The organism is Pseudomonas sp. NPDC087817, assembly GCF_044742875.1.
GTDB lineage: Bacteria > Pseudomonadota > Gammaproteobacteria > Pseudomonadales > Pseudomonadaceae > Aquipseudomonas.
In genome coordinates this window covers 51,715-66,108 of sequence record NZ_JBIUVJ010000019.1, presented here as the reverse complement: position 1 = coordinate 66,108, position 14,394 = coordinate 51,715, and the positions used below count along the sequence as shown (strand labels likewise).

At 59.3% G+C, this 14,394-nt stretch carries 7 protein-coding genes; 4 read left to right on the top strand and 3 right to left on the bottom strand.

The window, feature by feature from the left end:
* Window positions 1-116 precede the first annotated feature (116 nt).
* Window positions 117-311 carry a DUF6316 family protein gene (locus ACIONG_RS15250; RefSeq protein ID WP_103305657.1) on the top strand — a complete coding sequence of 65 codons (195 nt, stop codon included), beginning with the start codon at window positions 117-119 and terminating at the stop codon, window positions 309-311.
* 121 nt (window positions 312-432) lie between these two features.
* Here the strand turns inward: ACIONG_RS15250 and ACIONG_RS15245 are convergent, their stop codons facing one another.
* Window positions 433-1,617 (bottom strand): thiolase family protein, encoded by a 1,185-nt coding sequence (locus ACIONG_RS15245; RefSeq protein WP_401300640.1) that lies wholly within the window; start codon window positions 1,615-1,617, stop codon window positions 433-435.
* Window positions 1,618-1,720: 103 nt separating this feature from the next.
* On the bottom strand, window positions 1,721-3,235 hold the full coding sequence (gene pap / locus ACIONG_RS15240; RefSeq protein ID WP_401300637.1) for a polyphosphate:AMP phosphotransferase: 1,515 nt from the start codon (window positions 3,233-3,235) through the stop codon (window positions 1,721-1,723).
* Between the two features lie 387 nt (window positions 3,236-3,622).
* Between pap and mnmC the strand changes: the two genes are divergently transcribed.
* Window positions 3,623-5,602 carry a bifunctional tRNA (5-methylaminomethyl-2-thiouridine)(34)-methyltransferase MnmD/FAD-dependent 5-carboxymethylaminomethyl-2-thiouridine(34) oxidoreductase MnmC gene (gene mnmC / locus ACIONG_RS15235; protein ID WP_401300634.1) on the top strand — a complete coding sequence of 660 codons (1,980 nt, stop codon included), beginning with the start codon at window positions 3,623-3,625 and terminating at the stop codon, window positions 5,600-5,602.
* A gap of 3 nt (window positions 5,603-5,605) precedes the next feature.
* On the opposite strand, the gene ACIONG_RS15230 is transcribed toward mnmC, so the two are convergent.
* The gene (locus ACIONG_RS15230) at window positions 5,606-10,441 is read right to left on the bottom strand and encodes an NEL-type E3 ubiquitin ligase domain-containing protein (RefSeq protein WP_401300631.1); all 4,836 of its coding nucleotides are present in this window, start codon (window positions 10,439-10,441) and stop codon (window positions 5,606-5,608) included.
* A 250-nt stretch (window positions 10,442-10,691) separates the two neighbouring features.
* Between ACIONG_RS15230 and ACIONG_RS15225 the strand changes: the two genes are divergently transcribed.
* Window positions 10,692-12,509, top strand: coding sequence for a dermonecrotic toxin domain-containing protein (locus tag ACIONG_RS15225; protein WP_401300628.1), 1,818 nt, complete (start codon window positions 10,692-10,694; stop codon window positions 12,507-12,509).
* 109 nt (window positions 12,510-12,618) lie between these two features.
* Entirely contained in the window at window positions 12,619-14,391 is a 1,773-nt protein-coding gene (locus ACIONG_RS15220; protein WP_401300625.1) for an N-acetylglutaminylglutamine amidotransferase, read from the top strand.
* Window positions 14,392-14,394: the final 3 nt, after the last annotated feature.

The following is a 14,394-nucleotide window of genomic DNA, read 5'->3' as shown; positions in this document are numbered from 1 at the left end:
GCAGGTCGCAGCATTAAATTGACGCGCCGCCGTTGATCGGCAGAGCAAGCAGGGTAAGTGCTTCAGGCATAAGCTCATTGGATCCGTTTCAGCGCATCATAAAAAGGAGACCGACCATGTTAGGCATGCGCCGCCAGGACCCCGCCCCCGCCACGCACTTTCGCAGCGACCGGGTGTGTCGGGTCAATGGCGAACTGTTTTTCAGCACGCGGGAAAATACCCTTGAGGGGCCGTTTGACAGTCCCGAGAAAGCTGAGCTGGAGATAAAAGCCTATATCGCGCGGATGCAGCTTCTGGATTCAAACCGGTAATCAAGGGTGATTCAATCGCTGGCAAGCCAGCTCCCACAGGATCAGTGGCGAACACCACAAAACCTGTGGGAGCGGGCTTGCCCGCGAAGAGGCCAGATCAGACAACACAAATCCTGCCTATTTAACGCACCGCCTCAAACAACCCCGTCGCGCCCATCCCCCCACCAACACACATGGTGACGATGCCGTAACGCAGATTGCGCCGCTGCAACTCCCGCACCAGATGGCCGACCTGACGCGACCCGGTCATGCCGAACGGGTGTCCGATGGAGATCGAGCCGCCATTGACGTTGTACTTCTCGTTGTCGATCTCCAGCCGGTCACGGCTGTACAGGCACTGCGAGGCGAACGCCTCGTTCAGTTCCCACAAATCGATATCCGCCACCTGCAAGCCCTTGGCCTTGAGCAGTTTCGGCACAGAAAACACCGGACCGATGCCCATTTCATCCGGCTCGCAACCGGCGACGGTGAAACCACGGAAAAACGCTTTCGGCTTGAGGCCCAGTTGCAACGCTTTCTCCAGGCTCATCACCAGCGTCATCGAAGCGCCATCGGACAATTGCGACGAGTTGCCCGCCGTCACCGAACCGTCTTCGGCAAACACTGGTTTCAACCCGGCGAGGCTTTCGTAAGTGGTGTCCGGGCGGTTGCAATCGTCACGATCAACGATGCCTTCGAGAATCTGCACGGCTCCGCTGTTCTTGTCCTCGACGCGATACTTCACCGCCATCGGCACGATTTCATCGTTGAACAAGCCGGCGGCCTGCGCCTGTGCGGTACGCATCTGGCTTTGCAGGGAGTAGCGATCCTGCGCCTCACGGCTGACGCCATAACGCCGCGCCACCACTTCGGCGGTCTGCCCCATCGTGTAATAGATGCCCGGTGCCTGCTGTTTGAGCAGCGGGTTGATCAGGTGATCGGTGTTGACGCTTTTCAGGGTCAGGCTGATCGACTCGACGCCGCCGGCGACGATGATGTCGCTGCAGCCCGAGGCGATCTGATTGGCAGCAATCGCGATCGCCTGCAAACCCGACGAACAGAATCGATTGAGGGTCATGCCGGCCACGCCCGTGCCCAGTTGCGAGAGCACCGCGACGTTACGACCGATGTTGTAGCCCTGAGCGCCTTCGTTGGAGCCGGCGCCGACGATGCAATCTTCGACGCTCGCCGGGTCGATGTCATTGCGCGACAGCAGCGCGTTGACGCAGTGCGCCGCCATGTCGTCAGGGCGGGTCTGGTTGAACTTGCCGCGAAAGGACTTGGCCAGGCCCGTCCGGACGCTGTCGACGATCACCACTTCACGCATGGCATACCTCATTGTTGTTGTCGGTTGAGAGTGGACCTGAGCATAAGTCCACCCGATTACCGACCGCGACAATCATTCACCCCGCGTATGCGTGTTCATCGGCTCAGTCCTTGTGCTTTTTGGCCTTCTTGTCGGACTTTTCGAACGCCTCTTCCAGAGCCCCGTTGATCGTGCGCAAGACCTTGACCCGGGCCCAGCGCTTGTCGTTGGCCTCAATCAGCGTCCATGGCGAGATCTCGGTGCTGGTGCGGTCGACCATGTCGCCAACGGCGGCGCGGTAATCGTCCCACTTGTCGCGGTTACGCCAGTCGTCTTCGGTGATCTTGAAGCGCTTGAACGGGATTTCCTCGCGCTCCTGGAAACGCTCCATTTGCGTGTCCTTGTCGATGGCCAGCCAGAACTTGACCACGATCACCCCAGCGTCGGCGACCTGCTCCTCGAAGTCATTGATCTCGCCGTAGGCGCGCATCCAGTCGGCGGTGCTGCAAAAGCCTTCGACCCGTTCCACCAACACCCGGCCATACCAGGAACGGTCGAACACGGTGAACTTGCCCCGCGCCGGAATATGCCGCCAGAACCGCCACAGGTACGGTTGCGCGCGCTCCTCTTCGGTCGGCGCGGCAATCGGCACGATGCTGTACTGACGCGGATCGAGCGCCGCCGCCACCCGGCGAATCGCCCCACCCTTGCCTGCCGCATCATTACCTTCGAAGACAGCGACCAAGGCGTGGCGGCGCATGCGTTTGTCACGCATCAGCCCGGACAGCCGCGCCTGCTCGGTGATCAGTTGCTCTTCGTAGTCTTTCTTGTCCAGGCGCTGGGTCAGATCAAGGCTGTCGAGCAGGTTCAACTGATCAACCGCCGTGCCCAATGGCGCAGCACTGACATCGTGGGGATGCACGTCCGGACGCTTCAGGGCGTTCTGCAAACCCTCAAGCAGAATCTTGCCGACCGCCAGACTGCGGTAATGCGCATCCACGCCTTCGATAATGTGCCACGGCGCGTAGTCGCGACTGGTCCGGCGCAGCACGCGCTCGCCGAATTTGACGAACTTGTCGTAAGTCTCCGATTGCTGCCAGTCCAGCGGGCTGATGCGCCAGCTGTGCAACGGGTCGTCAGCGAGGGCCTTGAGCCGCGCCTTCATCTGTTTCTTGGACAGGTGGAACCAGAACTTGAAGATCAGCGCGCCTTCATCGCAGAGCATTTTTTCCAGGCGCTCGGCCGCATTGATCGCTTGATCCAGGCGCGGGTCCTTGAACAATCCGTGCACCCGGCCCTGGAGCATCTGGCTGTACCAGTTGCCGAAGAAAATCCCCATCCGCCCCTTGGCCGGCAGCATCCGCCAGTAGCGCCAGGCCGGTGGCCGCGCCAGTTCTTCGTCGGTCTGCTGATCGAAGGTGCGCACCTCGATCAGGCGCGGGTCCATCCACTCGTTGAGCAATTTGACCGTCTCGCCCTTGCCCGCGCCCTCGATACCGTTGATCAAAATGATCACCGGGAAGCGCTTCTGCTGCTGCAACTCGAACTGCGCTTCCAGCAGTGCTTCACGCAGTGCCGGGACGGCAGCCTCATAAGTGTCTTTGTCGATGGCGTGACCGATTTCAGCGGATTCAAACATGGGACGGCTCCTTCCAGGGTTCAGCAAGACTAGCGGATTGGGCACGGGCAAGGAGGAGAAATTCCCCTGATTCTGTGTGCAATGGCAACCCTTGAATTGCGTGGCAAACCTGACGTGCATGGAAACCCTTGTGGCGAGGGGATTTATCCCCGACCGGCTGCGCAGCAGTCGTAAAGCCATTAGACGCGGTTTGACTGAGGCAGCAGGGTTGAATGGTTTTGGGGCCGCTTCGCTGCCCATCGGGGATAAATCCCCTCGCCACAGGGTTATCGGTTCAGGTCTTGAATCACCCATTGTCCTTGAGCTTGCCAACCCAAGCCTTGCCATGGATCAAGCAGCCCCTGCGCGATCGGCTAGAATGGCGGCCTTGTTGCTGCCGAGCCTGCCATGAAACCTGTAATGCCCCATGCCCAACTCGACTGGGATGACCAGGGACGCCCGCGTTCGCGAGTGTTCGATGACGTGTATTTTTCCGACCAGTCGGGGCTGGAGGAAACCCGTTATGTGTTCCTTGAACAGAACCGTCTGGCCGAGCGCTTTGCGGCATTGCCGGCGGGCGGGCGACTGGTCATCGGTGAAACAGGATTCGGCACCGGGTTGAATTTTCTCTGTGCCTGGCAACTGTTCGAAGAGCACGCCTCGGCCAGTGCGCGGCTGCATTTTGTCAGTGTCGAAAAGTACCCGTTGAGCCCTGCCGACCTGCAACGCGCACTGGCGTTATGGCCGGCGCTGAAACCGCTCGCCGATCAATTGCTCAAGCATTACGTGGCCATCCATCAAGGCTTCCAGCGCATCACCCTGGCCAACGGTCGAGTGACGCTGACGCTGTTGATCGGTGATGCCCTGGAGCAGTTGCCGCAACTGGACGCGCAAATCGACGCGTGGTTCCTCGACGGTTTCGCCCCGGCGAAGAACCCCGATATGTGGACCGCCGAACTGTTCGTCGAACTGGCCCGTCTGGCGGCACCCGGCTCGACCATCAGCACCTTTACCAGCACCGGCTGGGTGCGGCGTTTGCTCAACGCCGCCGGGTTCAAGATGAAACGCACGCCGGGCATCGGCCACAAATGGGAAATTCTCCGTGGCGAATTCCTCGGCTGGCCCGAGGACGTCGCCCCGCCGCCAGCGGAAAAACCCTGGTTCGCGCGCCCTGCCCCGCTCAACGGTGACCGACGGGCGCTGGTGATCGGCGCCGGTCTGGCTGGCTGCGCCACGGCCGCCAGCCTCGCGTCACGCGGCTGGCAAGTGAGTTTGCTGGAGCGCCACGCAGCCGTTGCGCAAGAAGCGTCCGGCAACCCGCAAGGCGTGCTGTACCTGAAACTGTCGGCCCATGGCACGGCGTTGTCGCAACTGATTGTCAGCGGCTTCGGCTACACCCGACGCCTGCTGGAAACCCTGCAACGCGGCAGCGACTGGGACGATTGCGGCGTGCTGCAGCTGGCGTTCAACGCCAAGGAAGCCGAGCGCCACGCGCAATTGGCAGAAGCGTTCCCGCCAGACCTGCTGCAGTGGCTCGACCAGCCCGAGGCACAGGCCCGCGCCGGGGTCGGTGTGGCCCACGGCGGTTTGTACTATCCCGAAGGCGGTTGGGTGCATCCACCCGCGTTGTGTCAGGCGCAAGCCGCGCAAGCGAATGTCGAACTGCTCAGCCATCGCGAAGTGCTTGATCTGCGCAAGGTCGATGACCAGTGGCAGGCCTTCGACGGCGACCACCTGCTCGCCAGCGCGCCGGTCGTGGTATTGGCCGGCGCTGCCGAGATCAAGCGTTTTGCGCAAAGCGCCGAGCTGCCACTCAAGCGCATTCGCGGACAGATCACCCGGTTGGCGCAGACTGCACACAGCCAGACACTGGCCACGGTGGTGTGCGCCGAAGGTTACGTCGCACCCGCACGCTTGGGCGAACACACCCTGGGCGCCAGCTTCGATTTCAACAGCAACGACCTGACTCCGACCATCGCCGAACACTTGGGCAATCTGGCCATGCTCGAGGAGATTTCCAGCGATCTGGTGGCGCGTCTGCAAATCGATCAACAGGCGCCTGAAGACCTCCAGGGCCGAGCGGCCTTCCGTTGCACCAGCCCGGACTACCTGCCGATCGTCGGCCCCCTTGCCGACCGCGAAGCGTTCATTCAAGCCTATGCCGCGCTGAGCAAGGATGCCCGGCAAGTGCCGGACATCGCCTGCCCATGGCTCGACGGTTTATACGTCAACAGTGGCCATGGCTCGCGCGGCCTGATTACCGCGCCATTGTCCGGCGAACTGCTCGCCGCCTGGCTGGACAACGAGCCGTTGCCGCTGCCAAGAAGCGTGGCGGAGGCCTGTCATCCGAACCGTTTCGCGCTGCGCCAGCTGATTCGCGGCAAGTAGATTTCACGCATCGGGCACCGCACAGATGCCCAGATCGACGAGGCGTATCGCATCGTCGGTCAGGCGTGAGAGTTCGGCTTGTACCGCCTTCTCTCGCTTTGACTGGATGGCGTCCATCTGGCTCAGATAATCCGCCGTGGTCAGCTGGGTTGCCTGTTCGAAAACCGTGTTCATCTGCGGCGCGAATTTCTCATCAATGGCGGTGAATTTTCGTGCAAACGTACGCTTGAGGTAGTCACCCCAGAATGGTTGACGCTGCATGAACGTCAGCCATTCGGAAGACAGCTCCGCCGCTTTGACCGTGTTTGTAGCCGTTTCCAGATCCGCCGCGCTCACTCCGCCCAACACGGCAAACTTCATATGCCGTGGCTGCCCCGGCAGATTGAGCGCATCGGCCAAGCCGATGCGATAAGCGAGGTTGACTTCCAGCGGATCGGTCGCCGGATTTTGGCTGGCATGCTTAAGCGCAATCCGATCAAGCTGATCCAGCCGAAACAGACCTCGGCCAAGCATGAGCAGCGGTTTCGCGCTGCTGCTTTGACCGCTCGCAATTCGCGTCACTCTGTTGACTTCCACCGCGACTTCGAGATGACTGAAGTTCATGGCTGCACTGTCGGTGCAGTTGATCGGGTTGGCGGCCAGGTTCAGCACCTGCTCACTCAGGATCACATCGGGTGCGGCCGTTTCAAGCACCGACCAGACTCGTCGATGCATGTCTTCACTCACTTTTTCAGAGTCGGCCGTATTACCCAGTTCCGCGAGCAGATGAAACAAGCCCTCGGCCCTCGGATCATCCTTGAAGGCCGTCCAGATCCGGTTACGCCGCCCCCAATCCGCGCCAGCCCCATCCTTGAACCACAACGAGCGCGCCTGCTGCTCATCGAGGCGGGCGATGTCGTCTTCCAGATAGCCCATGCCGATGCCGATGTTTTTTCGATAGTCGGCCAAGTGGGTGCGGCTGCTCAGCGACAACGGATTGCCACGCAGATTGAGTGCCTGAGTGAAATGTTTCGGAGCCTTGAACAGCCACGCCGGCAGGTCCTTGATCTCGTTACCGCGCAAATCGACCCAATCCAGATACGGCAGGCGTGCAAGGCCTTTGGGCAATTCGGTGGCGCGGGTGTCGTTCAGGGCCAAGGCACGCAAGTCAAACAGATTGCTCACGTCCGGGGTCGCGCCCAGCGGATTACCGCTCAGGTTCAGGCGGCGCAGTGTCCGCAATTGGCTCAGTTTGGCCAGGGTGTGTTCGGTCAGCTTGATCTGGTTGCCGGCCAGGCTCAACCGGGCAAGCTTGGGCATGTGCGACAGCACTTCAGGGAGCCGGGTCAGAGTATTGCTGTCGAGTTCAAGGTATTCGACCTGCTTGAAGGCCTTGAGGAAATACACGAGGTCGTCGTCCTGCGCCATATTCTTCAGCGACAACTGTTGTATGTGATCGAAATTCAATCCGGAGGGTAACGTTGGCAGTTTGCCGACCCGCATGCCGTCCAGATTCAAGGTGCAGACTGATTTTCCACTCTCATCGGTAGTCAGCAGAATCCGTCGAAAGCTGTTCTCTATCTGCTCGGCGGCCCATTTGCGACTGTGCTGCACTTCAGCCGAATCGCCGCCCACCGCTTTGATGGCGTCCTTGTCCTCGCTCCATTTATCCAGCACCTCGCGCAAGTGCTCAAGGTCGCGGCGCAACGTTCTGACCTGGGTTGCGCGGGTCAGCGAGTCAGTTCCCAGGCCGTCAATAAACTCACTGGCCTGCGTCTCGGAAAACCGTGGATAGAGCTTTTTGACCTTGCGCAGTAACGTCCGGGGATGGCTCGTCGCTGCCGGCGCTTGATCGGCCTGAAGGCAGGCAGGCTCAGCGACCAGTGGTTCAAGCTTGCCATCGGTCAGGATCCGCGCACTGGCTTCACGCTCATCCAGTGCCACATCGAATAGCTTGCTGCGCAGCCGTGCACTGTCGGCGTCAACAGGATCGGGAAAACCGGCGGCCAGACGCTGGCGCGGCGACAGAGCCTTGAGGATCGCGGTGTAGAGGCTGTCCGGGCCCGCCGCCACGCGTCCGAGGGATTTTTCGTCGCCGGCGAATACCTCATAACCGTCACTGGATTTGACCAGCGTGCAGGTATTCGAGGGGGTCGCCGTCGTCTCGCCGATGGCTTCCAGTACTGGCCCGGTCAGTGACTTCTCCCGCACGGTTAGACGCAGAGCCGGATCCCAACCACTCAAACGGGGCAGCAACTGGATGGCGAGTTTTTCGTTATCCGCATTGGCAATCCGCGGCAGGTGAAACCCGCTCAACGCCCGATCCAGGCGCACAGCGGCGCTGGCATCACAGACTTTCTGCGCCAGCCCCAGGGGCACCCGCCCGGTTGCGCGCAAATGCATACGCTCGACGCTCGACGCCTGTTCGATCAACTGCTGAGCGTAACGCGCAGGAATGTCGGCAAACACGCTGCGCAACTTCTTCACCTCGTCGACCTCACTCTGGTCATAGCGCTGATACATGCGCTCGAACACCGCACGACGATCAGCCTTGAGTGCCGCACCCAGCTTCTTCGCCAGTGCTTGACTTTCGCCTTCGCCATTCACCTTGCTGCCCAGCAACGTATCGACCTCCTTCTGATACAGGCCGTCGATCACCGTTTGCAGCAATTGCCCGGAATCCAGCTCATCCTCGCTGACCACCACACTGAGTGTGTCGTCAGGGGAGCTGGGCGCGGGATACCTGGCACTGACGGCTCCTTCGCTATCTTGGACTTCGATGTAACGGTCCGTCGGCCAACCTGACAACTTCGGTAAACCGTGCAGTTGTTCCTGCACTGGCTGATCCGAGTGGATTTCACCCAAGCCCAGCTCGCGGATGAGCTGGCGCAACTGCCGCTCGATGCGCACTCGTTCCACGGTATCGCGCAACCGAACAGGCAACGCGAGGTTGTCGATAAAGGCACGCTGCAACTCATCCTCGGTAACGCCGCTGAGTCGGCGCATCATGTCCAGATCGCTGTCGACGAACTCGCTCAGATGCGGGTCCATGCGCTTGAGGGTATAGGGCGTGCTGGTCCCCAGCTCGGGATGTTCGCTCGCCAATCGCCAGCCGCCCTCGACATGGCGCTCCAGCTCAGGGGCATAGGCTTGCGGGCGCTGCGGATGGTCGAGGCGCCAGCGCCGGGTCTGCGCATCGACGAAGCCGGAGACGATCCGATGGTCGACGCGACCGACCATCTTGCCCCTGATCTCGTACATCTCTTCGGAATCGGCGGCCACCGTGAAACCCTCCGGCAGTCGATGCTCATACATCGCGAAGTCAGGCTTCCACAGCCGTGGATGTCCGGCCGGATTGGTAATAGCAGTGAACTGCCCAAAGAACTCCGGATGAGCACTGAGCAGTTTGCTGCCCAGCAACCCCACCGCTTTCTGCCCACCGGCCAACAGCCCCATCAAGGCGATGTTTTCCGCGACACTGAACAGATGCGAGAGTGCCTCCTGATGATCGCCCCGGCGCCAATCCTCGACACCTTCGTACACTTCGGCGAGCAGTTGCCCGGCCGCGACGCCCATCATCAACTGCCCGACGACCGGCACGAAAAAACCCGCCACCGTCGCAATCGTCACACCCAGCTCAAGGAAATCGAGCAGGCGTTTGTCTCGCACCTCTTCATCGATATCGGCGGTCGGCACGGCCAGTTTGCGCGCGTCGATCTGCAGCTTGCCGACATGACTCTGCAGCATGAATTCGAACAACGGCACGCTGATCGGTAATTGCCGGATGTGCCCTATATCGGAGGTGCTGGCGAAGGTTTTGAAGAAGTCTGCCTTGTCATCTTCATCGAGACTGTTGGTGAAGTAGTCCTTGTAGCTTTTCACGCTCAGCTTCTGCGTGAGGTACTGTTTGAACGCGGTAAAACTGGGGTATTCGTACAGCGGCCGTTCGGGCTCGCCGGCCATGTACACCAGGCACCATTCGTCCGGGTACGACTCGACCGACCGTGCGGAAAACACCACGACGCCCCAGATGCAACTGTCGAGGATTTCGATGCCTTGCATGATCATGGGGCTTTGCCCGTATCGCAGGGTTTGTGCGGAGGGCTTGCCGTCAGCGGCCGCCAATTGTCGCAGCATGCGCACGCCTTCCGGCGTGATGTGAGACCTGAGCCCGGCCAGATGCATATCCAGTTGCAGCAGGTATTTTTTCATCGTGGCGATGTCGCGGGTCATGCCGCTGCTGGCCGTAATCCTGCCGTCGCTTTCGACGATGCTGAACACCTTTTGAAGGTGTTCCTGATACCGCTTGCCCAGATCCAGTTCACGACAGAATTTGGCGAACGCGGCCGGGGTCAATCCCTCAACACCAGACGGTGCACTATTCACCCGCACCAGACTGCCCTCGGGGAAACCGTCGGCCGCCTCGTCTTCACTGAAATTCTGCATGGCGGCTTGCAGCAGAGACTGGGTGGCATGCGGGACGGTTTCAATGCCCTTGTCGTCGGTCGATGTCGGCGCACAACCGCAATCGGGCCCCGGCAGACTCAGAAGATCCTGTTCAACATCAAACACCGCTGACCACTTGCCCTTCAACGCAAGGGTCAATTCGGTGATACAGAAGGTGTTCAAGGGTGTGAGCGGGAGCAGATCCTTTTCAACCTTGAGCTGAATGGCATGCAGGTCACGCGCGATCTGATCCAGCGCGGCCAGTGTGGCAATCGAGCTTTTCAGGAGTATCTCGGGCAGGCTCTTTTGCAGTGCTTCGGCACTGTCCAGATCGCCAGTGGCTTCGAGCAAGGTGCCGAGTATCTCGGTCTGCGTCGGCGCCCGCAGCTCGGTTTTGTTCTGGATGGTTGTCATCGCAATAGTCCTTTATTGCAGGTATGTGCCATTGACCTTATCGATTTAAAACAAAAACAGGAAATACAAAAACCGATAGTTTTCAATGCAGATGCAATAGACATATTCGGCCAATAAGCGTGCGGTATATACGTATATCAAACGTTCAAAATCTCGCTGAACTCACGCACCAAACCATTCATTAATGTCGTTATTTTTTCGCAGCCACTGCGCCTAACATCAGGGTTCCTTCCGCGATGAGAGTGTTTGTATGACTTTGCCATTGGAGCAACAACCTGCCCCACCAAGAAACGACAACTTACTGACTCAGGTCTTCAATGAGATCAATGACTGGGACAAAGCAAAAATTGTCGAAAAATTCCTCACCGACAAGCTGCCGAACGCCGACAAAACGAGAATTGCCGACTATCGATCCGAACTGAAAAAGGCACTGCCGCTCCAGACCTTTTTTGAAACGTTGCTGCCCACACTGGATAGCCCCAACAAGTTTTGCGGACGGATACTTCGAGACGAGTTGCGTACCACCTACGGCCCCCGGTTCAGGGTCCAGGACCTCATCAAGCTCGTACCCAAGGCAGGTTCGGAAAAGGACAGGCACGCCTGTACCTTGCTGCGGGCAGCAATGCTCAATTTCACCGAGACCGAGGCCGCTGCTGATTACTTTTCCGCCGATAGCGCAACGCTATCCGATGCTCAGGATGCACCCGCCGAAGGCGCCGCAGATTCAAGACTTACCGCGCAGGCGTTCGCAGCGTTGAGTCGTAAACTCGATCTCGGTGATCAATACCAGAAACTGATCGCGCGAACATTTACAGGGCCAGATGTCCAGTTGCAAGCCATGCGGCTTGGCAAACTCAATATGAGGCTGGCCGCTTACAACCGGTACTTCAGTAAAGACATTCACCTATCGCAGTTATTCATGCTGACTCAATTTACCGAGGGCAATGACGATATATTCAATGGTGAGTGCTTCAATAACGCGCCGATCCAACTTTGTTCAGTGCAACTCTTTGGCAAGTATCTGGTAAATGCTGTGCTGATTATCTGTCGCCTGACTCATGAATCCACTCAGGATCGTTACATCCTTTATGTGCCTGACGACAAAGGCAGCGGCTTTTACCAGGACGACAATGAAGACAACTGTCGGATCCGTCTGGCCGCCAGTCTGCTTGGCCAATCGCCGCTGCGGAACGTATTCGCCTCTCAACTGAACAGCAGCGATCAGGAGGATTTCCTCAATGAAAAACTGTCCGTCGTGTCATTTTCAAAAGACATAAATTTCGTCCCGTTGAGTCATGGACTATTCGAATACCTGTTTAAACGGCAACTGGATAAATTCGCCTCCGACGTCAAGCAACTGGCTGTACCCGTCGCCGAGGTCAACCAGTCGATGCATGACAAACGACGTGAAAATCGCGCATTGCAGCAACGCCCGTCACTCTCCGAAACCTTGATCTACGATTTCAGCAGACGTATCCGCGCCGGTACGCCAGATACTCTGCTGAGCGAAGTGTTTATCGGTGTCGAAGACTGGACGTTCAGCGAAAAGCTGCAGGGACTCAACGCCCTGTTGGACCTGAAGGAAAAACTCTCCCCTGCGCAGGCCAATAGTCAAAGCGCCCATGCCCAAAGCCCCGATTCGTCCAGCGAGTTGGCAGCTGTTTTCTTCAAAAAGTTTGAGCTGCAAGACCATTCCAATCCGCAAAAAAACGCTTTGCTGTGGAAACGGGCTCTGTCCGGATACGAACAAAAAGCCCACGCCGCCAACCGGATCATGGATCAGGCGTATCCCGATGACGATGATCAGCGAGTGCGCAACTACAGCGGACGGCACTTCATCCGGGTTGCTGGCAGTGTCTATGAAGTCGAGCCAAACCCCTTGGCCTGGCGCATTCGTCATCCACTGAATGAAGCGGCCTACCGCCCGCCGGTGGTCTATTCCCCTGGCAGCGGCTGGAACTTGCAGCACAAACGCTCCGTCACCGGAGCAGCAAAAAAGGCTGAAACCCAAGTGGCAGCAGAACCGGTCAGCTCATTCCCTGCAGCGACACTGCCAGCGGTCTTATAACTTATCGTTCTAAAACTCCACTTACCGAGGCGGGTCAGTTTCTGAGTACCCGCCCTTGTGGCGAGGTAGTGTTTGACCCCTCCCCAACGGAAAAACCGGTAAGGACTTTATGTGCGGATTAGCTGGCGAGTTACGTTTTGATCATCAACCTGCAGACCTTGCAGCCGTTGAACGAATTACCCATCACCTGGCCCCTCGCGGCCCGGACGCCTGGGGCTTCCATGCCCAAGGACCGATTGCCCTGGGCCATCGTCGCCTGAAAATCATGGACCTGTCGGACGGCTCGGCGCAGCCGATGATCGACAGTCAGTTGGGCCTGTCACTGGCCTTCAACGGTGCGATCTACAACTTCCCGGAACTGCGCGCCGAGCTCGAAGCGCTCGGTTACGCGTTCTATTCCGGTGGCGACACCGAAGTGCTGCTCAAGGGCTACCACGCCTGGGGTGAAGCGCTGCTGCCGAAACTCAACGGCATGTTTGCCTTCGCCATTTGGGAACGCGACGCCCAGCGCCTATTCATCGCCCGCGACCGTCTCGGCGTGAAGCCGTTGTACCTGTCGCGCACCGGCCAGCGTTTGCGTTTTGCCTCGGCTTTGCCGGCGCTGCTCAAGGGTGGCGATATCAACCCGATCCTCGATCCGGTGGCGCTCAACCATTACCTGAACTTTCACGCCGTGGTGCCTGCGCCGCGCACCTTGCTGGCCGGTATTGAAAAGCTGCCACCCGCGAGCTGGATGCGCATTGAAGCCGATGGCACCACCGAGCAGAAAACCTGGTGGACCCTGCCCTACGGCCCACACGACGACGAGAAAAATCTGACCCTCGAAGACTGGGTCGACCGCGTACTCGACAGCACCCGCGAAGCCGTGGCGATTCGCCAACGGGCTGCCGTGGATGTCGGCGTGTTGCTGTCCGGCGGTGTCGATTCGAGCATGCTGGTAGGGCTGTTGCGTGAAGTCGGCGTGCAAGACCTGTCGACTTTTTCCATCGGTTTTCAGGATGCCGGCGGCGAGCGCGGCGACGAGTTTCAGTATTCCGACCTGATCGCCAAGCACTACGGCACCCAGCACCACCAACTGCGCATCGACGAGAAAGAGATCATCGAGCAACTGCCCGCCGCGTTCCGCGCGATGAGCGAGCCGATGGTCAGTCATGACTGCATCGCGTTCTATCTGCTGTCTCGCGAGGTGGCCAAGCACTGCAAAGTGGTGCAGAGCGGCCAGGGCGCCGACGAGTTGTTCGCCGGCTATCACTGGTACCCGCAAGTGGACGGCGCGGCCGATCCTTACGCGGCATATCGCCAGGCGTTTTTCGACCGCAGTTACGACGACTATGCCGCCACCGTGCAACCGAAATGGCTGACCGCCAATGACGCTGCCGGCGACTTCGTGAAGGAACATTTCGCACAACCCGGCGCCGAGGCGGCAGTCGACAAAGCCTTGCGTCTGGACAGCACGGTGATGCTGGTGGACGACCCGGTCAAACGCGTCGACAACATGACCATGGCCTGGGGCCTGGAAGCGCGCACACCGTTTCTCGACTATCGCTTGGTTGAACTGTCGGCGCGAGTGCCGGGCAATTTCAAACTCCCGGACGGCGGCAAGCAAGTGCTGAAAGAGGCGGCACGCCGGGTCATTCCGAGTGAAGTGATCGACCGCAAGAAAGGCTATTTCCCGGTGCCCGGCCTCAAGCATTTGCAGGGCGACACCCTCAACTGGGTGCGCGAACTGCTGCTCGATCCGAGTCAGGATCGCGGCCTGTTCAACCCGGCCATGCTCGACAAACTGCTGACTGATCCGCAAGGCCAACTGACGCCGTTGCGCGGCTCGAAGCTGTGGCAACTGGCAGCCCTGAACCTGTGGCTCAGTGAACAAGGAATCTGATTG

Bases quoted from the DNA above. Each gene is read 5' to 3' on its own strand.
- ACIONG_RS15245 (WP_401300640.1), bottom strand. From the start codon at position 1,617: ATGCGTGAAGTGGTGATCGTCGACAGCGTCCGGACGGGCCTGGCCAAG.
- mnmC (WP_401300634.1), top strand. From the start codon at position 3,623: ATGAAACCTGTAATGCCCCATGCCCAACTCGACTGGGATGACCAGGGA.
- ACIONG_RS15220 (WP_401300625.1), top strand. From the start codon at position 12,619: ATGTGCGGATTAGCTGGCGAGTTACGTTTTGATCATCAACCTGCAGAC.
- pap (WP_401300637.1), bottom strand. From the start codon at position 3,235: ATGTTTGAATCCGCTGAAATCGGTCACGCCATCGACAAAGACACTTAT.
- ACIONG_RS15225 (WP_401300628.1), top strand. From the start codon at position 10,692: ATGACTTTGCCATTGGAGCAACAACCTGCCCCACCAAGAAACGACAAC.
- ACIONG_RS15230 (WP_401300631.1), bottom strand. From the start codon at position 10,441: ATGACAACCATCCAGAACAAAACCGAGCTGCGGGCGCCGACGCAGACC.
- ACIONG_RS15250 (WP_103305657.1), top strand. From the start codon at position 117: ATGTTAGGCATGCGCCGCCAGGACCCCGCCCCCGCCACGCACTTTCGC.